The 22,673-nt window shown below is 61.3% G+C and carries 21 protein-coding genes; 4 read left to right on the top strand and 17 right to left on the bottom strand.

Annotation, left to right across the window (positions count from 1 at the left end; all coding sequences use genetic code 11):
* Window positions 1-22: 22 nt before the first annotated feature.
* From BLQ41_RS17325 to BLQ41_RS17315, 3 genes are all read right to left on the bottom strand, one after another.
* Window positions 23-1,054, bottom strand: a complete 1,032-nt coding sequence (locus tag BLQ41_RS17325; protein WP_090182711.1) for an SCO family protein — start codon at window positions 1,052-1,054, stop codon at window positions 23-25.
* Window positions 1,051-3,858: a multicopper oxidase domain-containing protein gene (locus BLQ41_RS17320; protein WP_090182709.1), complete on the bottom strand. Its 2,808-nt coding sequence runs from the start codon at window positions 3,856-3,858 to the stop codon at window positions 1,051-1,053. Before BLQ41_RS17320 ends, BLQ41_RS17325 begins: the two co-directional genes overlap by 4 nt.
* Before the next feature lie 186 nt (window positions 3,859-4,044).
* Window positions 4,045-5,493 (bottom strand): sensor histidine kinase, encoded by a 1,449-nt coding sequence (locus BLQ41_RS17315; protein ID WP_090182708.1) that lies wholly within the window; start codon window positions 5,491-5,493, stop codon window positions 4,045-4,047.
* Between the two features lie 290 nt (window positions 5,494-5,783).
* Here BLQ41_RS17315 and BLQ41_RS17310 point away from each other — a divergent pair, with 290 nt between their 5' ends.
* Genes BLQ41_RS17310 through BLQ41_RS17295 form a run of 4 tightly spaced genes read left to right on the top strand, consistent with a single transcriptional unit; the run spans window position 5,784 to window position 11,406 of the window.
* Window positions 5,784-7,130, top strand: a complete 1,347-nt coding sequence (locus tag BLQ41_RS17310; protein WP_090182706.1) for a hypothetical protein — start codon at window positions 5,784-5,786, stop codon at window positions 7,128-7,130.
* 35 nt (window positions 7,131-7,165) lie between these two features.
* Window positions 7,166-9,409, top strand: a complete 2,244-nt coding sequence (locus tag BLQ41_RS17305) for an Ig-like domain-containing protein (RefSeq protein WP_090182704.1) — start codon at window positions 7,166-7,168, stop codon at window positions 9,407-9,409.
* Between the two features lie 59 nt (window positions 9,410-9,468).
* Window positions 9,469-9,930, top strand: a complete 462-nt coding sequence (locus tag BLQ41_RS17300; protein WP_090182702.1) for a curlin — start codon at window positions 9,469-9,471, stop codon at window positions 9,928-9,930.
* A 27-nt stretch (window positions 9,931-9,957) separates the two neighbouring features.
* Window positions 9,958-11,406 carry a curlin gene (locus tag BLQ41_RS17295; protein ID WP_090182701.1) on the top strand — a complete coding sequence of 483 codons (1,449 nt, stop codon included), beginning with the start codon at window positions 9,958-9,960 and terminating at the stop codon, window positions 11,404-11,406.
* Between the two features lie 78 nt (window positions 11,407-11,484).
* Here BLQ41_RS17295 and BLQ41_RS17290 read toward each other — a convergent pair whose 3' ends face one another.
* The 14 genes from BLQ41_RS17290 to BLQ41_RS17225 form a co-directional block, all read right to left on the bottom strand.
* The gene (locus BLQ41_RS17290; RefSeq protein ID WP_090182699.1) at window positions 11,485-11,844 is read right to left on the bottom strand and encodes a DUF6124 family protein; all 360 of its coding nucleotides are present in this window, start codon (window positions 11,842-11,844) and stop codon (window positions 11,485-11,487) included.
* A gap of 1,085 nt (window positions 11,845-12,929) precedes the next feature.
* The gene (locus tag BLQ41_RS17285; protein ID WP_090182697.1) at window positions 12,930-13,796 is read right to left on the bottom strand and encodes a CsgG/HfaB family protein; all 867 of its coding nucleotides are present in this window, start codon (window positions 13,794-13,796) and stop codon (window positions 12,930-12,932) included.
* A 31-nt stretch (window positions 13,797-13,827) separates the two neighbouring features.
* Window positions 13,828-14,247 (bottom strand): curli assembly protein CsgF, encoded by a 420-nt coding sequence (locus tag BLQ41_RS17280; RefSeq protein ID WP_090182696.1) that lies wholly within the window; start codon window positions 14,245-14,247, stop codon window positions 13,828-13,830.
* Window positions 14,244-14,636 (bottom strand): curli production assembly/transport protein CsgE, encoded by a 393-nt coding sequence (csgE, locus tag BLQ41_RS17275; protein WP_090182694.1) that lies wholly within the window; start codon window positions 14,634-14,636, stop codon window positions 14,244-14,246. The genes BLQ41_RS17280 and csgE overlap by 4 nt, the downstream gene beginning before the upstream one ends.
* The gene (locus tag BLQ41_RS17270) at window positions 14,633-15,172 is read right to left on the bottom strand and encodes a type II secretion system protein (protein ID WP_090182693.1); all 540 of its coding nucleotides are present in this window, start codon (window positions 15,170-15,172) and stop codon (window positions 14,633-14,635) included. The genes csgE and BLQ41_RS17270 overlap by 4 nt, the downstream gene beginning before the upstream one ends.
* Window positions 15,147-15,521, bottom strand: coding sequence for a type II secretion system protein (locus BLQ41_RS17265; RefSeq protein WP_090182691.1), 375 nt, complete (start codon window positions 15,519-15,521; stop codon window positions 15,147-15,149). Before BLQ41_RS17265 ends, BLQ41_RS17270 begins: the two co-directional genes overlap by 26 nt.
* 3 nt (window positions 15,522-15,524) lie before the next feature.
* Window positions 15,525-15,998: a type II secretion system protein gene (locus BLQ41_RS17260; protein ID WP_090182689.1), complete on the bottom strand. Its 474-nt coding sequence runs from the start codon at window positions 15,996-15,998 to the stop codon at window positions 15,525-15,527.
* Between the two features lie 2 nt (window positions 15,999-16,000).
* Window positions 16,001-17,836, bottom strand: a complete 1,836-nt coding sequence (locus BLQ41_RS17255) for a secretin N-terminal domain-containing protein (RefSeq protein ID WP_090182688.1) — start codon at window positions 17,834-17,836, stop codon at window positions 16,001-16,003.
* Window positions 17,833-18,351: a hypothetical protein gene (locus BLQ41_RS17250; RefSeq protein WP_090182687.1), complete on the bottom strand. Its 519-nt coding sequence runs from the start codon at window positions 18,349-18,351 to the stop codon at window positions 17,833-17,835. The genes BLQ41_RS17255 and BLQ41_RS17250 overlap by 4 nt, the downstream gene beginning before the upstream one ends.
* Window positions 18,351-18,899: a GspMb/PilO family protein gene (locus BLQ41_RS17245; RefSeq protein ID WP_090182685.1), complete on the bottom strand. Its 549-nt coding sequence runs from the start codon at window positions 18,897-18,899 to the stop codon at window positions 18,351-18,353. The genes BLQ41_RS17250 and BLQ41_RS17245 overlap by 1 nt, the downstream gene beginning before the upstream one ends.
* On the bottom strand, window positions 18,886-19,431 hold the full coding sequence (locus BLQ41_RS17240) for a PilN domain-containing protein (RefSeq protein ID WP_090182684.1): 546 nt from the start codon (window positions 19,429-19,431) through the stop codon (window positions 18,886-18,888). Before BLQ41_RS17240 ends, BLQ41_RS17245 begins: the two co-directional genes overlap by 14 nt.
* A gap of 1 nt (window position 19,432) precedes the next feature.
* Window positions 19,433-20,236, bottom strand: coding sequence for a hypothetical protein (locus tag BLQ41_RS17235; RefSeq protein ID WP_090182683.1), 804 nt, complete (start codon window positions 20,234-20,236; stop codon window positions 19,433-19,435).
* The gene (locus BLQ41_RS17230) at window positions 20,217-21,923 is read right to left on the bottom strand and encodes a GspE/PulE family protein (protein WP_090182681.1); all 1,707 of its coding nucleotides are present in this window, start codon (window positions 21,921-21,923) and stop codon (window positions 20,217-20,219) included. Before BLQ41_RS17230 ends, BLQ41_RS17235 begins: the two co-directional genes overlap by 20 nt.
* 84 nt (window positions 21,924-22,007) lie before the next feature.
* The gene (locus BLQ41_RS17225) at window positions 22,008-22,541 is read right to left on the bottom strand and encodes a response regulator (RefSeq protein ID WP_090182680.1); all 534 of its coding nucleotides are present in this window, start codon (window positions 22,539-22,541) and stop codon (window positions 22,008-22,010) included.
* Window positions 22,542-22,673: the final 132 nt, after the last annotated feature.

Here is a 22,673-nt window from a genome sequence, read left to right as displayed (position 1 = left end):
CTTCACTGATAGTATTTCGCCGCTATTGCGCCTGCGCCGCTTCCATCGGTTTCTGGCGCTCGGTTTCTTCCTGCAAAAATCCCATGATTGACTGCGCAGCGTTCTCATCCAGACGCAGGTTGGGCATCGGGATTTTGTCGAAACGTTCAAACAACTCCACCGCAATCGGGTCTTTTTCCGCCAGCATCTTGTCTGGCTCACGAATCCAGCGGCTGAGCCAGGCCGGGTCGCGTTGGCGCGTCACGCCGATCAGGTCCGGACCGATGCTGCGCATGCCGATCCCCTGCCCGTCCATCGGGCCCAGGCTGTGGCACGACGCGCAACGGGTACGGAACAGTTCTTCGCCATTGCTCGGCGGGCGGATTTCAGGCGCGTTGGCGTAACTTTCTTCAACGCTGGCTTTCTTCCAGTTCTGCAACGTGTTGGCCAACTGGTCCGCGAGGATCCACGGGTTCTCGAAAGGCGAAGCTTTCATCCAGCGACCGGTGCTCTGGTTGCCGACGATCAGGCTCAGGTTGTGGTCCTTGCTGCGTCCGTTGTCGACGCCCTCGATGAACAGCCCGAGTTTTTTGCGCAGGTCAGTGACGTCGGCAAATTCTCCCGTCAGAAACTTCCAGCCGGGTCCGACCTTGAAGCGCTGAGCGTAAGCCTTGAGCACCTCGGGCGTGTCGCTGAGGGGGTCGATGCTGATGGAGTAGAAAAAGATGTCCTGGCCGACACGGTCCCCCAGCAACTTCTGCACCTGACGCAGGCGCGCGGTTTCCAGCGGGCAAGAGTCGCTGCACGAAGTGAAGATGAAGTTGATCACCACCACTTTGTCCTTGATCAGGTCATCGAAAAAATGCACCTGCCGACCGTCCTGATCGGTCAGCAGGGTGTTGGGGAAATAGTCGCCGCCCCAGGGTGTCGCCGACTCCGTCGGCGACAAGGCTCCTTCATGGGCTGTGAGCACCCGACTGACCAGCAGGCAGGTGATCAGCAACAACATCAGGTGCATGCCCAAGGCGCGGGAGCGCGGCGTGTGCACAGTCCTGTCGACGCGCTCCCGGTTCATGGCTTGACCACCACTTTAGGGCCCAGGCCATCGCCATTGCGGAAGGTTGGCAGCGCGGCGGAGTTCACGTAGCGCACGCCATCCCAGCTTGGCAGCGGTGTCGGCATCAACTGGAATTGCCCGGGTTTCTCAATGTCCCAGCGCAGCAGCATCGAGTTGTCCTCATGCTGAGTGTTGTGACAGTGCTCCATGTAGGTCCCGGCAAACTCGCGGAAGTTGATCGCCATCTCGACGTTGTCCAGCCCGTCCTTTTCCGAACCGATGCGATACACGTCTTTGCGGGCCCATTTTTCCCATTCCGGTGGCGCCTTGCCGCCGCGACTGAGAATGATCCCTTCCTCGAAGTGCACATGCACCGGGTGGCTCCAGCCCGTGCCGCCAGCCCTGATGTTCCAGACCTCCAGGGTGCCGAATCCGGCAGTCCCGGCATCGGTCGGACCGCTGGCCAGTTTGGTCGCCGCGTTCAAGCGCCGTGGGTCCATGTGGAAGCCGAAGCCGCCATCGGTCTTGACTGTCCACGGTGCCTCATCGGTGCCGTCGGAACGGCCGAAGGTGAAGGTGCGGTGACGAGCGTTGGCCAACAGGGCCTTGTCGGCGGGATTGTCGCGATGGATCTTCAGCGGAATCATCACCAGACCTTCGGCTTTACCCGGTTTGGCCGGTTCGTACGCCGCAGGGTCCATGGCCAGGTCCTGACCGGTGTAGGCCTTGACGTTGAGCTGCAAGACCTTGCCCACGCCCGGATCGCCCCTGTCCCACTGCGGACCTTTGCTGCCTTGCTTGATCACCGCCAGGTATTTTTCCGACAGCACATCACCCAGCGGGATCGGTTCTTTCGGGCCTTTGCCATCGTCGTGGGCCAGCAGGTTGACCACGAACAGTTTGTCGCCAGGCTTGATGCCGTTTTTCGCGAAGTTGACGATGATGTCGAAGCGCTCGGCGATGCCCTGGGTCGGCAGGATCGCGTTGTGATTTTGCTTATCGCCATCGGCGTCGAGGTCCATGCTGCCGTCGAACGGCACGCTGTGCTCCATGATGTTGCCGTCGTTGGCAATCATGTGGAACGGCACGCGGCTATAGGAAACGCCGGAGTTTTTCGGCCCCTGGAACTCGCCGCTGGTGCCCTTGACCTCACGCACTATCGCGAGTTTGAAGTAACGCGAGACCGAACCATTGAGGATGCGGAAACGATAACTGCGGGCGCGCACGTCGAGGGTCGGTTTCCACTGCCAGTTGACCAGCACCTGGTCACCGAGGAAGCCGTCAGTGTTGAACGGGTTGAACCACAACTGGCCGCTCTGATCCCAGGCCTTGTCGGCGAACACCAGGTTGACGTCGTAGTCGCGGTTACCCCACGGCAAGGCGCTGCCGCTGGGGAAACGCAGGTTGACGCCGTCGTTCACCGATTCGTTGCCACGGTCCAGGGCGCTGTAGTAGTTCATCATCGCCGCGTTGCCCTTGTAGACGTTCTGCGCGGTGAAATCGAGCATGTGGTCGTGGAACCAGTGGGTGCTCATGGTTTCGCGCCAGTCGCCGCGGATCTTGATCGTGCCGTGATCGCAGGTCTTGCGGCTGGGGCTCACGTCGTTGGTCCACAGGGTTTCGCCCGGTGCGCAAGGGAACGCCGCGCGTGGATCATGGGCGTCGGTGTTGATGCTGTCGTAACCGGCCAGCTGGATCGGCCAGCGATAGTCGTAATACTGCCCCGGGAAGAAAAACGCGTTGGCATAGCCATCGCTTTCCGCCGGTGCGTGGCCGTTGTGTTCATGGGTGGTGATGGTGTGCAGACCAAAGCCCATGTTGGCCGACGGGTCGATCGGCAAGCCGTTGTAGTGACGCATCAGGACCGGCTGACCGTACCGCACCATCAGCAGTTTGGGCGGCAAGGTGCCGTCGAAGGTCCAGACCGAATTGTGGTTCTGCACCGGCATGCTCGGGTGGAAACGCGCATCGACGCCTTTGGCGGTGCCATCGGTTGCCGGCACGCCCGCCACGTTGTGATAGAGGCCACCGGGGCCGAATTCGCCCACGGCATAACCATGCATCTGATGGCTGTCACGCCAACCGCTGTTGAGCCTCGCCCCGGTTTGCACGGTTTTGTAGGCCACTTGCGGGTAGAACTCGTTCCAGCGCTGATGCGACCAGCCTTTTCCCGGTGGACGACCTTCAGCCGAAGAGCCGATACGGCGGTTGAGGAACACCTCGATCTGCGCTTGCCAGGGGTTGCGGTCCACCACGTTCGAATACTGGCTGGGGAACGGCGTCAGACCCGGTTGCCGCAAAAACGCATCCAGCGCTGCGCTCGGTGGCGCACTGCGAGCCGCGTTGTTGGGGTCTTGCTGGGGCAACGGGCCCACGGCTGCCGGTGGAAATCCCAACGGCGCCGCCGGGGTGGTGGGGTCGAGTTTTTCCGGGCCGAACTCTTCGAACAACACCAGTTGCTGAGTGAACGGCTGGGCACCGAACAATGGGCTCGGCTTACCGTTGGTGGGGTAGTTGAAACTGGTCTGCACCGGCGGCGGCAGGACGTTTTCCTTGCGCGTCTCGTCCCGGGTGCCTTTGACGCCATTGGGCAAATCGAAGGAATCTACGTTGGCCTCCGGCATGGTCAAAATGGCGTTCAGGGCGGCCGGTTCGTCAGCCGGTTCGTCGTAGTAAGCCGAGGGGTCGGTAGGTTCCGGCTGTCGTTCGTCATCGATGGGGCTGGCGCGCAGTGTCGCTGTGCCTAGCGTCATTGTCAGTAGGACGCTCAATGGCGTCATCAGGCCGAACCATTTGAAGGGGTACCGCGCTTTTCTGTCCATCACCAGCCGCCTCGAAGTCATGAAGGGGGTAGTGGTGGTTTTGCAAGGAGCTCGCCAGATTTGTAACAGGTTTATACGAAAGTATTAACACTCGATAAAACAATGGCTTATCAACATCAATGTGCCATACCCGGGGAAAATGACTGGGGCCAGACACCCGCTAACGGGGAAAGTTCATACCCAGTTTCAGGGAATGCGCTTGAACGACAAACGGACCCGAGTGCCCTCGCCTTCGCGGCTATCGAGTTTCACCGCGCCACCAAAACGCTCCATGATCCGCTTCACTAGGACCAGCCCGACGCCGAGCCCGCCTTGCTTGGTGGTGAAAAAAGGCCGGAACGCCATGCTGCGCTGTTCTTCGTTCATGCCTTTGCCGGTGTCGCTCACCACCACGCCAATCCCTTTGGCATCGTTCGGTTCCAGTGTGATGGTCAGCGTACCGCCCCTGTCCATCGCTTCCACTGCGTTGGCCAGCAGGCTGTTGAGGATTTGCGTGAGCTGCACTTGCTGGCTCAGCACCATCGGCGTTTCCTTCGGCTCGAACACCACGTGGACCCCGGCCTTGGCAATCTGCTGCTCGAAAGCCATGAGGCTGTCATGCAAAGCCGCCACCAGATTCACCGGCTCGGGTTCATCATTAAGGGGTCGCAAGGACTGCAGCAATTCGCGAACCCATTTCGACATGCGATCCACCTGACCGATGATGTCGTTGATGTTCTTGTGCGCCGGACCACTGTCGAACTCCAGGGCCAGCTGGGCGCTGGAGCGAATGGTCGCCAACGGGTTGCGCAGACTATGGGCGACCGCCGATGACATCTCCCCCAGGGCCACGAAGGTTTCGTTGGTGATCAGTTGTTTTTGTTGCGTGGCCAGCAGGATCGCCGCCCGCCGCACGATCCAGTACAGCCCTGAATAAATCAGTCCACCGCCCAGCGCCGTGGCCAGCCAGATCAGCGCCAGGCCTCGTTCCATGCGCTCGATCAGGTCCTTGGGTTCCTTGTAGATCTCGACCATCGCCGTGACGTTTTCGTGGTCGGCATCGAATAGCGGTATGTAGTTTTCAATAAAGATGTAATCCGGGGGCGTTACGAACTTCTGCTCCATGCGCCCCTCGTCCACGTTGTGGTAACTGGCAGACACCGGCATCCTGGAAGCGAACGCCTGGTCGAGGTCTTCGTCGGCATGGATCGTAGTGCCCATCAGTTCCGGATTGGTCGACCAGATCACCATGCGGTCAGGGGCATAAATGTTGGCCAGGATCACGTCCGGCAAGTGCTCGACATGATCGAGGAATTCGCCACGGGCGCTGGCACGGGCCAAGGGATCGACGTCGGTAAAGTCTTTGTCTTTGCGCGGGTCCAGCAACTCGCCCATGGTCCGCACGTTGGGGATGGCAACATGGCGTACCTCGGCCGAGGCAATCGCCTGGATGAATTGCGAGGTCAGCAACGCATCGCGCTGCACGCTCTCGGTGATCACGAAACGCGTGGACACCGCCCCCAGCGCCACGGCCACCGTGCCGATCACGGCCATGCTGATCAGCGAGAACCAGCGCAGCAGATTGAACGGCTGTTTGCGCGAGCTCAGGCGGATATCGGCCTCTTCCTGCTGAAGGGGTCTGGTCTGGATATTCATGGACGTTGTTCCCCGAAACTCCCTATAGGTTTATAGCCTACTGACCGGCATTTGCCCGACTTCGGGTTTTGTCCCCCCACCAATTCCCCGTCTGCCCCGTTGCCCCCATCTACCCCCAATACTGGGGACAGTCGCCCGCTCGCGCGCTTTGCACGGTCCAGCCGATTGTGCGCCGCACGCCTTCACTGCGGGCCTCTGCCGGTGGTTTTGAAAAATTGGTATGGAAGTTGCCGAAGCCCTCCCAACTGACCCATCCCCACGGGACAGGTACTCTGATAGAGGGAATACTCATGCACCCTTTACTGTCCAAAACGGCGGCCGCCCTGGTCGTCAGCGCGCTTGCCCAAGGTATTGCCCAGGCAGCGCTGTTTGCGGTCGATCCCGGCCCCTATCAACCTGCCATCGGTTCCTTTGCCGGCTGGTATCAGGACACCCATGGTCGAACCCTCGACCTGTGCCTGTCCAAGGCGGTCAGTTCGCGCGTGCCAAGTGCTCCTGGCGCACCGACGTACATGTGCAACCTGCTGCCGGCGCCCGGAATTTTCGACGACACCAAACCACTGGTCTTTCCCACCAACTTCCCGGATGAGGCCTTCTGGTTCACCGCCGACGGTGCCATCGTCGACGCGGCCAGGGGCATCGACCTGACCTATGTCAGCGCGGTGGAAGCCGCCTTCAGCGGTGGTGACCCGGTGGAAGGTGATCAGATCAGCTTCGCCCGGATCCGCATTCGCGTCGATGTGCCCGCGGCCGGGACCTATGTCATCACCCACCCTTATGGCGTCGATGTGTTCAACGTTGACACCCCCGGGCGACGGGCGATCAACATGACCCGCGACATCGGTATCGGCGTGCCGAAAACCTACGACGGCGCCCTCAAGGGTGACGTCGGACCGTTCCTGCGCAGCGTTAACGGCCCTTACACCGAAACCAATCCGGTGACCGGTTCCGCCGAGCAATTCATCGGCGACCCGAACCTCTCGGAAGCCGTGACCGGCAGTCCGTTCAACACCAACTTCATCCGCATCGAAGGCCCCAACGGGATCGACCTGACCACCACGGCATTCGCCATCTCCGGCAAGTTGTCCACGGTCGTGCGGCCGACACCGATGATCACCCAGCGCAGCACCTATTCGCGCAAGGCCGGCGACAGTGCGCCAGTGGCCCAGCAAGACGTGTTCGTCCTGGCGCCGCCGCCTCCAGGCACCGTCGCCCTGACCAGCAACAATCCGGTGTTGAACCTGACAGAACTCAACGGCACCGGCAGCTGGTACGCCCAGTCGTCGACAAACCCGAGCTTGCCCACCACCTTGCAACTGACCGCGGACAACCACGTGGCCATCCCCAGCAGCACGCCCACCACCCTGTCGATGCCGTTATCGGATCTGGTGGTCATCCAGCGCGCCGAGTACAGCCTGAACACCGGGCAACTCACGATCGTGGCCTCCACCAGTGATGAAACCTCGCCACCGGTGCTCACCGCGACGTCCGGCAGCGGCGCCGCCATCGGCGCCCTCAGTGGTGACGGCGCAGTGAAAACCCTGGCGACCGGCATCTCGCCCATTCCACCGGCCAAGGTTCGCGTGACGTCCTCCAATGGCGGCACCGATACCGAAGAAGTGGTCATCCTGCCATGAACGCTCACATGCCCAGATCCTCATCAGGAGGCATCATGAACAACTGGCCACGCCTGGCGCTCAACGCCCTGGGACTGACTCTATCGCTGTCCGGCAGTGCTTTTGCGCAACTCGCTGCCGTCGACCCCGGCCCCTACACCTTCGCCACCGGGAAATTCCCGATGTGGTATCAGGACAACAACTTGCTGTCGATGGAACTGTGCCAGTCGCGCGCCACGAGTTCGCGGGTGCCGGCCGCCACGCCGCCGGCCTACATGTGCACCCTGCTGCCGACTCCGGGCATTTTCGATGACACCCTGCCGATGGTGTTCCCGGACAACTGGCCAGACGAAGGCTTCTGGTTCCTGGCCGACGCCACGATTCCCAATAACGCCGCTGGCTACGGGATGGACGCCTACGTGGCCGGGGTCGAAGCGGCATTCGCCTCGGGCACCCCTGTCGATGGCGATCAGCAAAGCTTCGCGCGGATCCGCATCCGGGTGAACGTGCCTACCGCCGGGACTTACACCATTACCCACCCGTACGGCGTGGAAACGGTCAACGTCACCACCCCGGGCCGTCGTGCGATCAACATCACCAAAGATGTCGGCATCGGTGCACCGGGCAATTTCACCGGAGCGCTCAACGGCGCCATCGGGCCATTCCTGCGCAGCGTCAACGGCCCTTACACTGAAGTGAACCCGGACACCGGGTCGGTAGAAACCTTTATCGGTGACCCGAACCTCACCGAAGCGGTCACCGGTAGCCCCAACAACACTAACTTCGTGCGCATCCAAGGACCGGCGGGGACCATCCAGACCAGCCTCTTCACCGTCTCCGGCAAAGTCCTCGACAACCGCGCACAGACCCATGTGGAGGTCAACCGCGCCACGTACCGCCGCACCTCCTCCGGCACCGGCAGCAGCACTCGGGTCGAAGTCTTCGGCTCTGCCGACAACAGCTCGAGCCTGTGCTTTCGCGAAACCCTCGCCCTGGTCCCCGGACCACCGCCTACGCCCTGCCAGACCAACCTGGTCGGTGACAACAATGGCTCGTTCTTCGGCAATCACCTGATCAACGGCCCCGTGCCTTCGGTCGTGGTGGTGACCGCCACCAACCCGGCCGGCACCACCCGGCCAACGGCGGTGTCGAGCAAACTCACAGACGTGGTGAAAATCCAGACTGCTCGCTACAACTGGAGCAATCACAGCCTGCTGATCGAGGCCACCTCCACGGACGAAGTAGCGGTGCCGGACATGGTTGCGCAAGGGTACGGACGCCTGTCGAAATCCGGCACCCTGCAAAAAATCACCGTTTCCGACCTGACCCAGCCACCGGCCACCGTCACCGTCAAATCCGCTGCCGGCGGCAGTGATACCGAGCCTGTCGTGGTCGTCGGGACGGCACCGGACACCGGCGAAAACCAGGCGCCGCTCTCCGTCGCCGACACCGGCAGTACCAGCTTCGGCGTGCCGATCACCCTCAACCTGCTGGCCAACGACAGTGACCCAGACGGCAACACGCCGTTGAGCATCACCGCGCTGACCCAACCGGCTGCCGGGCAAGGCACCGTGGCATTGAGCGGCACGACTGCGGTGGTCTATACCCCGCCCGCCGTGGTCAACGCACCGCTGACAACGACCTTCACCTACAAGGCCCAAGACGTCAAAGGCCTGGCCTCGACCACACCAGCCACCGTGACCATCACCGTGGCGCCTAACCGGCCACCGGTGGCAGTCAACGACGCCGTCGCGACCCTGGGCGTGGCGATACCGATCAACGTGCTGGCCAACGACACCGATCCGGAAGGCAACGTGCCGCTGGGCGTCGCCAGCCTGACGCAACCGGCAGCAGGTCGCGGCACCGTCAGCACCGACGGCACGGTGATCACCTACACGCCACCGGCCACGGTCACAACGGCCTTCACCACAACCTTCACCTACATCGCCCGGGACAGCTTCGGCGCCCTGTCGACACCGGCGACGGTCACGGTGCAAGTCTCGCCAAGGCCTGCTGCGGAAACCTTCACCGTGACCACCGCCACCGTGTCGGCCCGTTCCAACAACCGCTTCACCTGGGACTTCGCGGGCACCTCATCGGTGACCACCGGCAACACCATCACCGTGCAGGTCAGCACCCCGACCGGGCTGGCGACCCTGGGCACCACCACTGTGCCCGTGACCGGACGCTGGCGGTTGACGGTAAATAACACCACCACGGTGATCCCGTCAGCCAACCCGACAGCGACCATTAGCTCGTCCCAAGGCACCGTGCGCACCGTGACGGTCACCGCCAACTGAGCCCTCGCCCCACCCGCCGATCCGGTGGGTGGGGCTGGCCTCTTCCCAAGGACAACACCATGAAAATGTCGACCGCCACCTTGCTCTGCCTGCTTCTGCTTTGCAGCAGTGCCGGCGTGCGCGCCGACGATTTGATGGACAACGACGACCTGGCACCCGCCGCCGATCTGGGCGAGTTGCCGCCACCGGTGGGTCAGCATGCGCTGATCGACCAGAACGGCCAGGCCAACGTGGCGCTGCTGCAACAGAACGGTCAGTCGTTGCTCGGCACCATCGTCCAGTCGGGCAGCAATCAGGAAGCCTACATCCTGCAACAAGGCAGCGACCTGATGGCCATGATCACCCAGCAAGGCAGTGGCAACGCCGCCTCAATCACACAAAACGGCAGCCACAACCGCGCGCAGATTTCCCAGAACGGCAATAACAACGACGCCAGCATCGACCAGGCCGGTACGGGGCTTTCAAGCGCCGTGACCCAGTCAGGGAACGGCATGAGCGTTTCGGTCAAACAATATCGCTAAAGCACTGCACCACTTGGAGGATCCATCATGTTCAAACTGACGCCCCTCACCGCCGCCATACTGGTCATCGTCAGCGCCCAGGCAATGGCCGACGACAGCGTGTCCAACCAGTCCCAGGTCGGCACCGCCAACATCGCCGATGTGAAACAGACAGCGGCCCCGTTCAGCACCGCCACGCAACACCAACTCGGCCAGGGCAACGATGCCGCCGCGGTACAAGACACCGCCACCGGCACCATCACCCAGGATCAAATCGGCGACTACAACGCCGGCTATGCCGAGCAACTGTTCGAAGACGGCAGCACCATCACCCAACAACAGGTCGGCAGCTTCAACACCAGCCATGCCAGCCAGTCGATCGGCATGGGTGGAAACCAGGCGCTGCAACAACAGCAAGGCAGCGGCAACTTCTCGTTCGTCTATCAAGACAGCCAGGAAGCCACCAAAGGCCAGACCTTCCAGTTCGGTGACAACAACGAAGCCAACATCGAACAGATTCAACTGGGCGTCGGTAACAACGCGATGATCATCCAGTACGGCACCGCCAACTACGCGACCGCCGAACAGATCGCCCACATGGGCGGCCAGATCAACCTCAACCAGGCCGGCGAAGGCAACTACGCCTATGGCGACCAGCGCGATGGCATCGGCGGCACCATCACCGTCAACCAGTTCGGCGACTACAACGCCACGGAAGTCTGGCAAGGCGCACAAACCGCCAGCGAAGCCACCGTCAACCAGTACGGGCACACCAACGAAACCGTGGTCGACCAGAGTTTCGGCCAGAACAACAACGCCCAGGTCCTGCAAGTCGGCGACGTCAACGCCATCTACGCCGACCAGTTCGACTCCGTCGGCTCGGTCCTCGCGCTGTACCAGCAAGGCACCGGCAACGTCCACTTCACCTACCAGAGCGGCGACAGCCACGTGCTCAACGCCACTTCCGTGGGCAGCGAAAACAAGGTCTACGCCAGCAACTGGAAAGGCCCGCAACAGGGCGGCCAGTTCGGCAGCAACCAACGCGCGACCATCACCCAGGCCGGCAACGGCAACATCGCAAGCTTCAAACAAGACGGCGTCGGCCACATCATGACCACCAACCAAACCGGCAGCGGCAACAAAACCACGGTCAGCCAGGCAGACAACTACAACGAGCTGTACTTCGATCAGAACGGCAGCGATAACATCCTGATCGCCGACCAGCGCGGCACCACCAACCTGGCCCAGGGCACCAGCAACGGCTCAGGCAACACCACCGAGTTCGACCAGTCGGGCAGCGGCAACCAGGCGTACACCACGCAGCTGTATGGCAGCGACAACATGATCACCGTCAAACAGGCTGACACCATGAACGTCGCCTACGTGACCCAGGGCGGCACCGGCAACATTGCCAGTGTCGATCAGAGCGGCACGACCCAGATGGCGACGATTCAACAACTGGGGGCTGACAACCGGGCGACTGTGTTGCAGCAGTAATCTGCGCCATAAAAAAACCGCGACCCGTGAAGGGGTCGCGGTTTTTTTTGTGCCCACGCGAATGATCAGCGGCGGGGTTTACCCCTGCGGATCGACGTTATCCAGCGCCCGATTCACCGCCAACTCGCCCAGCATGATGATCTGCTGCAGCGCCAACATCGTGTTGCGTTGAGGGCCTTGCAACTGGCCCGCGAAATCACTCGCCATCACACTCGCCGAAGCCAGCGATTCGCAGGCGTTGGCCAACAGGGTTTCGGTGTCGATGTCCGGAGCGATCAGGTAAATGGTGCTGGGCTTGTGTGGTGGAATCGCGGACTTAAAGGGATTGAGATAGTGATCCAGCGCGCGGTCGGCGGCTTCGTTGAGTTTCTTCGGATCGAGGGGATCGTAGGGGGAAACGTCGTCGGGTTCAGGGGGATTGGGGGTGGATTTGAACATGGTGAATCTCCTTTGAAAAATGGCGCCACCAGCACCTGTCGCTAAACAAGTAAGGGTGGCGGCTGCATGCAGGTTAGCGAACCGGTCAAAGGCACCCGGTAGACCCGAAGGTCTCCCGCATACAGCCACCATAACGTGATTGCAGACGTCAAAAGTCTGCAAAAAAACCTGGAGCACTGATGCACTTTGGATAGCCCGGGTCGCTAAACCCGGCCGCTGAATTCAGCGACCTGGAAACGATAAAGACCAGGCCCAAAGCGCACAAGCCGGCGGATTCTGGCGCAGTCGTAGGCAACGGCGCAAGGATCTGTGGCTTTCAGGAAGTAACGTTAAACACCATTAAACAACACCCTAGAATCAGCACACATCCCCTGTGGGAGTGAGCCCGCTCGCGATAGCGGAGTATCAGCCACCACCAATGCTGAATGACACACCGCCATCGCGAGCAGGCTCGCTCCCACAGGTTCGGTGTACACCTGCAAGAGACTGGTCGGCTGGCAAGCCGTCATCGCTGGCAAGCCAGCTCCCACAGTTGGATTGAGTGCATCTGAGAGAGATTGGTCGGCTGTCAGGCCGCCATCGCTGGCAAGCCAGCTCCCACAGTAGATCGGGGTATACCGCACGCTTCTCACCACTCAACAGGCCGAGCGGTAGCTCGCCTGCAGCTCTTGATCTTGATCTGGCTTTTGATCTACCCGCCCCTTCGGGAGGCTGAGCGGAGGCGTTCATCTGGGGGGTAGGCGCGTAGCGCCGTGCGGCGAAGCCGTACACATCGAGAGGAGGTCGAAGCGAAGCCGACCGGAGGCGATGCCCCCAGATGAATGCCGGAGCGAAGGAACGCCGAGCCTAAGCGAGGGGCCGGACGCCGGGGCGAGCCTTTTTTTTGCTTACTTTTTTTGAGGCGTTTGTCAAAAAAAGTGAGTCGCCGTAAGGGCGAAACCCTAAGTGGCCGTTACCGCAGAAATGGATATGTACTCGGCCAACAAGAACCTGATCGGCTACCAGGCCGTCAAGGTCAAGATCAAGAGATCGCAGCCTCGTTGCACTCGACAGCTCCTACAGGGGACGGGGAAAGGCCGGGCGGCTCAATCGTCCTCCCCCTCAGGCACAACCTTGTTCTGAGTCAAATACCGATCCAGCGTCGCATTGTTATCAGGCGAAGAACTATCCCCCGCCACCTGCCACAAATGCCGCTCAATCCCCTGAGCCAAAAGATGCCCCACCGCAGCCTCAATCGCCGACAACACACACAACTGCGCCGGCTCGTTCGTCGTATACCCCACCTCAGCCTCAAGCAACTTCTTGAACTCGATAAACTTGAACACCCCCGCACTACGGCCCACCGAATAAATCGTCTTGCTCGTCATCACATTCGCCAACACCTGCCCACTGCGCACATCCACCGCACGAAGATTCACCGACACCTGATCCACCCGATACTCCCGAGAAAGATCAATCCCCAGATACCGCGCCCCTTCCCCGCCACTGCGCACGTTAGTGTCATAAGCAATGATCCCGCCCTCCAGCATCAGATTCGCCGCCTGCAACGGCGGCAACTCACCCTGGATATTCACCGGCGTATTAGGCTTCTTCTGCGAGGCGCGAATGATCTTGCGCTCGGTCAGCAAGTTCTGCAGCCCCTCCCGCTCCAGCACCACAAACCAGCCACTGGCCTGCAACGCATCCATCAACATGCTCGCCGCGCCCTGGGTCACACTGGTCGAAAACGAACTGGCCGGGGTCGGTTTGTACTGCCCGGTCTGATCCCGGAAACCGTACACCACCGCCATCAACCGGCCCTTGGGACGTGGCATGTTGAGCAAATCGTAATAGGTCGACGCCCGAGGTGTCAGGGTCGGTGATTCGGTGTCCTGCTCGGCTGGCATCGTGTCACGCAAACTGCACCCTTGTAATGCCGCCAACATCAGCCCTAGCGCTATTATTTTTTTCATGTCCTTAACTCCCCATCGACCCAAATGCCCCTCAAGGGGTCAGGCCATTCACCTGGATTTCCGAAACCTCACCGCTCGCTCGGTCCGTGACTTCAATGGTCAGTGCACCCGAGTCGTCGACGACGTTGACAATAAAAGCGTCGGTGGACAGGCTCCCGGTATTGCCCGTGGAGATGTTGTCCAGCAGTTGCCCCAGCAACCGCGATTGCAACTGACTGGTGAAGCGTTCCAGTGCCGACGTCCCGGCCGCCGTCGTGCGCTTCTTCAGGTCTGGATCGTCATAATCGTTTTGCGCCTGAGCGTTGTTGAGCAGCCAGGTGCCGTTCAACGGGTTACCGCCGAACGAGGGGTTGACCGGCGTGTAGACCAGCTCCGTGGCCTGGACCAGAGCCTGACTTCCGAGCCCCAGCAGCAAGCCTGCGGTGCACTGCAAGAACGTTTTCGTTTTCATAATTCGTCCCTCTCAAGGTCCGTCGTGTCCTGCAACAAGGTTTCCAGCTTGCGCTGCACAATCTGCCCGCGAACCCAGTCGGCGGCGTCATAGGCGTCATCCTTGAGTTCCACGGTGTTCGGCGGCAGGAAGCGCCGATAAACCAGTCGCTGCTGATATTCCACGGTCACCAGGCTGCCCCAGCGCGCCGAAGGCCGTTCGCGTACCACTAGGTTGAAATCCATCGGGCTGGTGGCGCGCAGGCGTTCACTGAACGAGTAGTAAAAGTCGTGGCCGATGTGCGAGATCGTGTCATCGACGATAAAGCCCAGCATCTCGTCCTCCTCAACGGCGCTGACGAGCGTCGCCACACACGCCAGGACCAGGGCCGCCAGCCATTGCCGGCTCATGGCGACAGCGCCTGGGGCAAGGTGGACTGGTTTTTCACCGGGCCGGAAGTGCCGTCGAGGAAGGCTTTCTCGGCGACAAACTGCCAGTCTGTGTAGCTCGCCATGCCGGTGAAGTCCGACCACTGGCTGGGGAAATCTGTCTGCTTGAGCGGCAGGTCCGTGGACGGGCTGTTGAGGCCGGTGATGCGTCCGTCGAAGCCGCGCATCAACGTCCATTCCCCGCCGCCGATCGGGTCCGGGTAGAGCTGGCGAAGATGGTGTTTAGGGGTCGGAAAACGCTCATCCTGCAACAGGTCTTCCAGCTCTTTGGGGTACTGCGCCAGCCCCGGCGAACTGCGGTAGTAGCTGCGCAAAGCCTGGGCGTATTGAGTGCCGACCCACAGCAACTGACGTTCGCGATCCCGGCGCGCGGCGGTCGCCCACAACTCACCGGCACTGGCCAGGCCCATGCCCATCAGCATGATCAGAAACAGCACGCCCAGGTAGGTGAAACCGGCCTCGTCGGAAGGCTTACCACTCGGAGTAAAGGCTGCCATCACGCGCCCTCCCTGTGGCACCGCTCTTGATATCGGCCACCCCGCCCGCCACGCCGTCAGGTGGCGCGACCAGCACCCAGGTGTCCTTGCGTTCGGCAATCGGGTCCGTCGGCGGGTTGCGCAGGTAACGCTGTTCCACCAGTTGTTCCAGGGAATCGGGGTAGCGCCCGGTGTCGCCGTAGTAGTGATCCAGGGCTTCGCGCATGGCCGACAGGCTCTGGCGCAGCGTGGTTTCCTTGGACGCTTCGAGGCTGTTGAAATAGCGCGGCAGGGCAATGGTCATCAAGGTTGCGATGATTGCCATGACCACCATCAGTTCCAACAGGGTAAAACCCTTCTGCCGACGCATGATTCACCACTCCCGGTAGGCGATGCCGTTGAGACCCTTGCCGCGCGCATGGGAATAAACGTCGAAGACGTCTTCGCCATCGCGCGGGTTTTCAGCCGTACTGTCGTAGGAGCGCAAGCCCCAGCCACCGTTGTCGTCACGCTTGACCGGTGTCAGCGGGTCATGCGGCAAGCGCCGTAGAAAGTAGAACTTGGCGCCCTTGGCGCTGCGCACATCACGCACGCCTTCGACCAGCACTTTCAGGTTCGGTGGATAGCCGCTGCTTTCCAGCGACTTCTCGATGTAACCGGCGTCGTAGGCACGTTTGTAGGCGTCGATGGCGTCGCGGATCTGGTACAACGCCGTGCGCAATTCCTGCTCTTTGCCCCGGCGCACCACGGTCTCGGTCAGCGGCGCGGCCATGCCGGCCAGCAGGCCGATCAGGGCCAGCGTCACCACGACTTCGATCAGGGTAAAACCACGTTGCGAGGCGTTCATGATCAGCGTTTCTCAACGACGACAGTGGTAGTGGCGGAAGCCACCGGCCGATCGATGTGTTCATTCTGGATCGGTGTTTCTATCCCGCGTTCCGGCGCCTGGATGTGCATGCTGGTTTCAGTGCCGGTGGTGAATTCCATGTCCGACGGGCTCTGGTACGGCAGGTTGCGCACCACGCGCGGTGTGATCGACAGCACCAGTTCGGACTTGCCGACGGTGTCCTTGTTGCTGCCGAACAGACGGCCCAGGCCTGGAATGTCGCCAAGCCCTGGAATCTTGTTGCCCGTGGCGCCGTGGTCGTTGCGCATCAGGCCGGCGAGGATCTGGGTTTCACCGTCATGCAGGCGCAGCGTGGTCTGGGCGTTGCGGGTGTCAACCTGCACCGGAATCGTGCCCTGACGGGTCGGTTCCAGCGGCGTGGCGTTACTGACTTCCAGGGCGATCTTGATCGCCACTTCGTTGTTCAGGTGCACGGTCGGCTGTACTTCCAGTTTAAGACCGACGTCCAGGTAGGTAACGCTTTCGGTGATGACCGGGCCCTGGGTAGAAGGCACCGAAGTGGCGCTGATGATCGGTACACGCTGACCGATGTGGATACGCGCCTGTTCGCGGTTGCTGACCCGAATGACCGGGCTGGCCAGGGTGTTGATGTCATTGTCCTGCGCGTTGATCTTGGCCTGGGGCGACGGCGAAATACTGATCCGGCTGGAGTTGATGCCTTTGAGTTGATCGAGCAGCGTCACGGCCGAGCCGTCGGTGTTGACCACGCCGAAGGTGTTCGGCCATTGCAGCCCGAGGTCGAGAATCCGTTGGGTGGCGACTTCCATCACCTCCACTTCCAGCACCACTTCGGGGTTGGACTGGTCCTGCGATTGCAGGAGTTTTTCGGCCATGCGCACCGCGTCTTCGGTGTCGCGCATGGTCAGGGTGTTGAGGCGTTCATCGACGAACACATCACGGGTCTTGAGCATGGTCTTGATCATGTTCAACGCGGTGTTGGCATCGATGCTGGTCAGGTAGAACGTGCGCATCACCAGCTCTTGATAGTCCTTGAGCTTTTGCGGCGAGTCGGGGTAGATCAGCAAGGTGTTTTCATTCACTACTTTCTGATGCAGCTGGTTCTGTTGCAGCAGCAGTTCCACAGCGTCTTCGATGCGCACGTCACGTACGAAGATGGTGGCCTTCATGTCCGGGCGCAGGTCCTTGTCGAAGATGAAGTTCAAACCGGCGACCTGGGACAGCACTTCGAAAATGGTTTTGAGGTTGGCGTCGCGAAATTCCAGGGTCACCGGCCGGTCCAGGCGAGTGCGCAGTTGCGGATACGGAATCACGTTGCGGCTCTGTACCAGGCGGATACTGCCTTGCAACTCCAGGGCGCCGTCATTCTTGGGGTCCAGTTCGAGGATCTGTTTGACTTGGCGATCGGCACCGTAGATGTCGCCGCGACGCAGGTCGCCCCGGGCCAGTTCGAGTTTGTCGTCCAGGCTGCGCATGTGCTCCAGCTGGCGCAGGCCATCCTGGGCCCGGCGGTTGTTCGGCTCCAAGGTCAACACCCGGCCATAGGTCAGGCGGGCAGAGGCGAAATCACGTTGGGCGCGGTCCATTTCGGCCTGGGTCAACAACGCCGTCACCGCACGGGCACGGCCGCTGGTCAGGGCCAGGTGCAATTCGGTGTCGCGAGGGTTTTCCTTGAGCCCTTCCTGAATACGCGCCAGGCCGGCTTCGTACTGACCCGACTCCATCAGGTCTGCCCCTTCCTGCTTGGCAACCTGCGCCGAGCTGCATGCTGCCAGCCCTGCACATATGCAAAGGTTCATCAGCAAACGGGATCTGTTCATTGCGCGCTCCCCACAGACAAGGTCTGGGACAAATGCAGAGGCAGGTAGACAAAGCGGAGTTCCACATCGGAAATCCCCTCGATCCTCCAGGTGTCGTCGATCACATCCCCTTTGCGCACGACGTATATTTTTTCGCCGTTCTGCAAGAACACTTGCAGGTCGGCACGATCATCAAGCTTGCCAATGAACTGGAAAGGCATCGGCGGCGCACTGGGGACTTGCACCACCGGGGTTTGGTTAACGGGTTGTTCGTTGACGCTGGCCAGTGTCGGTGCCGCTTTCCAGCTGTGGGCGGCGAACAGGTCGCCCGACGGGCTCAGGTCGTTGATCACGGTCGGTTTGTCACTGGCCGTAGTGGCCGGTAATGTGCCACGGGTTTTGCTTTTAGCCGGCGTGACGCTGGTCGCGACCGCCGCATCGCCCTGCTCCGAGGGCATGAAGTAATTAGGCCCCCAAGTCAGCGCCGCCGATACGCCGAAGAACGCCACCCAACCCACTACGCGTTTGGTATTCATCATGACCTCGACAGGTAAAGGGTCATGCGGATCCGCCCGGTCAGGTCGGTGTCGGCGATTTTTTTACGCTGGAACTCCACGTCCTCTACCACCACGGCCGGCAACTGGCCGAGCAAGGCGTGCAGGAAGCGCCGCAGTTGCGGGTAGCTGCCACGCACCGGCAGCAGAATCTGATAACGCGCGAGGTGGGTCTTGGGGTCGACGCCCAGCGAGTATTCACCGCGGGCCAGGGTGATGTGTTCCTGGGCCGCCAGCGCGTAGATCTTGTCGATGGCTACGGTGGCTTGTGGCTGCGACGGTAACTTGCTGCGGAAGTCATCGAGCTGACGTTGCGGCACCACCGGGGCGGCGACGCTGCCGTCTTCGACCTTGGCCAGGTACTCGCCGGCTTCGCGGGTCTGCTGGGTGAGGGTTTGCAACGAACTCCAGTCAGGCATCAGGCCACCCAAGGCCCAGACCAGTGCCAGCAACAGCATCGCCAATCCGGCCACGCCGGGCACACCCAGGCCTTGCAGGTATTCGTGGACGATCAATCTAGAGATTCGCATCGCCGATCTCCCAGTTAGCCGACAGGTTGAATAGCACCGGTTGTTCAGGGGACTTCACGACAATTTCATGGCTGAGCAGCGACACATCCGACAGTTCATCGCTGGCTTCCAGGCGGCGGTGGAAGTCGAGCATCGCTTCCAGGTCGCGCGCTTCGGCGCTGATGCGCACCTGACCTTTGCGGGCATCCGGGGTCAGGCTCAGCAAGGCAATGTTGTCGCGTGGCATGGCTTCGAGCATGGCGAACAGGCGCTCCCAGGGCCGGCGCAGTTGCTGCGAGACTTTGCGCATTTCAGCCAGGTTCTGCGCCTGCTCACGGGTTTCAGCCGGGGTCAGGGTGGACGTGGCGCCGGTGTCGCCAGTGAGGACGCGTTGGGCGTGCTGCAAATGGCCCTGCTGTTGCGAGGCCTGTTCGGTGACATGCTGTTGCGCGACAAAGCAGCTCATCACCAACACCACGCCGCCGGCCAGCAGGCTCCAGCCCAATGGGCCCGAGCGGCGGCGCGGCTGGAAGTCGAGCGTCAGGGCGCGCATGTCAGGCCACCGCCCGGGACATGACGTACAAACTATCGCGTACGCCAGTCCGGTCCTCTTCGAGGGTGCGCAGGTGCACACCGGGTACGTCAGGCTGCACATCAATGCGAGCTGGCGCGTGCAGGTAAATGTTCAGCGGCCGCTCGCTGGTGGAGGCTTGTAACTGGCTTTCACGGCCGATCAATGCACTCAGTGCGGCATCGCTGTCGTTGCTGCCGACCGAGCGCACCGAGGTCCAGCGCCCTTCCCTCGCCAGCAGCAAAACACTGCGCACCGGCTCAGCCACCACGAACAGGAAGTCGCCAGCATCGAGGCTTTTATCGAAGTGGTTGAACGCCGCCATCAGGTACGGTTGCACCGAGCGCAGACGCAGGCCGCGGCCGCTGACCAGGCTGCGCAGGCGCGCCAGCAAGTCTTCGGGCAGCGCGGTGGCGATCCGGTCGTAACCCGCAGGCTCAGCCGACAGCACCATGCTCCAGGGTTGCGTCGGTGCGCCGTAAAGGTCTTCGAAACACAGCTGGGCAAACCCGAGCAATTCGTCGGGGCTGCTGATCTGTTCGCTCCAGGGCACCAGGCAGAAGCGGCTGAAGTGACCGGAGATCACCACGCTCAATTCGGCACCGGCGGGGGCATGTTCGCCCAGCAAGCGGTCGAGGGTTTCGAGGGCGACGGCCCAGGCATGGAAGCCTTCGTCGATAAAGCCGACGCTGCCCAGCCACAGGATTTCACTGCCCTTGCGCTGACCGAGGCCGACACCACTGGCGCCGAGCACGGCGACATAACGATCACGAGACAAAAGTGACACGATTGATCTCCTCGAGCGTGGTCCGCCCCTCTGCAACCAGTTCCAGCGCCGACTCGCGCAGCAGGCGCAAGCCACGTTTGCACGCGTGTGCCTTGATTTTCGAAATGGGTTGGCGCTCGACGATCATCTGCCGCAGCTCATCGTCCAGGTGCAGCAGCTCGGCAATCGCGGTACGCCCGCGATAGCCAGTGCCACGGCAATGGCCGCAGCCTTTGCCATGGACGAAGTGGAAATGGTCGACGTTTTGCGGGTCGAGGCCGGATTGGCGCAGCTCTTCATCGCTCGGATTGCTCGGCGCGCTGCAACTGCTGCAGACCAGCCGGATCAGCCGTTGGGCCAGCACGGCGTTGAGGGCCGAGACGAGGCTGTAGGGGTCGATTTCCATCTGGGTGAACCGGCCGATCACGTCGAACACGTTGTTGGCGTGAATGGTGGTGAACACCAGGTGGCCAGTCAGTGCCGACTGCACGGCGATCTGCGCGGTATCGGGGTCGCGGATTTCACCGACCATGATCTTGTCCGGGTCATGGCGCAGGATCGAGCGCAGGCCACGGGCGAACGTCAGGCCTTTCTTTTCATTGACCGGAATTTGCAGGACGCCCGGCAGTTGGTATTCAACCGGGTCTTCGATGGTGATGATCTTGTCCACGCCGTGGTTGATCTCGGTGATCATCGCGTACAGCGTGGTGGTCTTGCCGCTACCGGTCGGGCCGGTCACCAGCACCATGCCGTAGGGTTCGGCCGCGAGCCGGCGCAGCGCACGCAGGGTTTCTTCTTCAAAGCCCAGGGCCTGCAATTGCACGCCACTGACCTTGTCCGCCAGGTCCTGTTTGTCGAGGACCCGCAACACCGCGTCTTCGCCAAAAATGCTCGGCATGATCGACACCCGAAAATCGATCTGCCGGCCGCTGATGCCGATCTTGAAGCGACCGTCCTGGGGCACGCGTTTTTCGCCGATGTCGAGTTCGGCCATGACTTTGACCCGGGAGATCACCTGCTCGGCGAACTCGCTGCCCTGGATCTTGCTGATGTTGTTGAGCACGCCATCGATCCGGTACTTGATCACCAGGCCGCTGCCGGTGGTGCCCAGGTGGATGTCGCTGGCATGCATTTTCAGCGCGTCGTACAAGGTCGAGTTGACCAGTTTGACGACAACGCTGGCATCTTCGCTGATGCTGGTCAGGGACAGGCTTTGCAGGGTATCGGTTTCGACGTTGGCGTCAGCCTGGGCATTGAGCGATTCCACCGCGTGGAAGCTCTCTTCGTGGCGAGCCAGATAGGCTTTGAGGTCGTCGGCATGCACCAGGTACAGCGGAGCACCGTGCAGGCAGTCATCGATCCAGGCCAGGCGCGTGGTATCGAAGGGGTCGGCAAATACGCCGATGACCGCATCGTCGTGACGCAGCAGGATGAATTCGCGTTTGAGGCATTGGGCCAGGGTGACCCGGTCGAACACCGGGGTGGCCTTGAACAGCGTGTCGGTGTCGAGCACCGGATAATGCAGGGTTGCGCCCAGGCACTGGATGAAGGGCATGGGGGCCAGTTCGCACAACACCCCGAGGGCTTCGAGGACCCGTTCCCCGGAACTGGTTGCCCTGGCCCGGGCCTGGGCCAGTTGCTCACTGGTAAAACGGGACGGTACACATTCCAACAGCGCCGGTTCTACGGCAAGGGATAGACGGTCCATGGCTTGCTCTCCAACGCCGGGGGCTTTGAGCCCTGTCGACGCGGCGAGCAATTTCGGTGGAGGCCGGAACCGCTGGTCGCGCCACTACTCCCCGGTGAGCAATTGTTCGTCGTCTGGTGCCATGGAAGTCGATGAGCTTCGTCGACGATCTGCCAGCACCCAACTGCCGTCGTACAACTGCAGCGGGAAACTTTCGGTCCTGCTCTGGCGTCGTTCGACGAATCCCTCGGATTGGCTTGCGCCTGCCCGGCGTTCGCGCTCCATCCCTAAAAGGTCACAGACTGCTCGGGCCAATTCCGCCATCGGAAACGGTTTGAACAGGATATGGCTGACTCCCAGTTCCCGGGCCCGCTCACAGACTTCAGCGGTGGGGTGCCCGGTAATCAGCACAAAATGACACTTCCTGTTCTGGCGGACGGCGTCGAGCACCTGAAAGCCTTCCATATCGGGCAAGCGGTAATCGAACACCATCACATCGGGTTCAAAGCGTTCGGCTTCGCCAATCGCTTCGTAACCGTTGTGCGCTATCCGGACGTTCAGCGCTTGCGCCTGCAGGTAATCCTGGAGGTTTTGTGCAAGGAGCTGTTCGTCTTCAACAACCAGTACTTTGTTTAACAAGGTGGACTCCTTGAAACCGCAGGTCCGATATTCGTGCCTGGGAGTACGCGCCTTGATTAGGCTAACGCACACTTCATGCCAGGCTGAGCGCCGGTTTTCGACCGATACAACTTATTGATTTTCGTGGAAAAA

It is taken from the genome of Pseudomonas arsenicoxydans (genome assembly GCF_900103875.1).
Taxonomy (GTDB): Bacteria; Pseudomonadota; Gammaproteobacteria; order Pseudomonadales; family Pseudomonadaceae; genus Aquipseudomonas; species Aquipseudomonas arsenicoxydans.
Note: the sequence above shows the minus strand (reverse complement) of the source record. Positions and strands in the feature narration are given on the sequence as shown.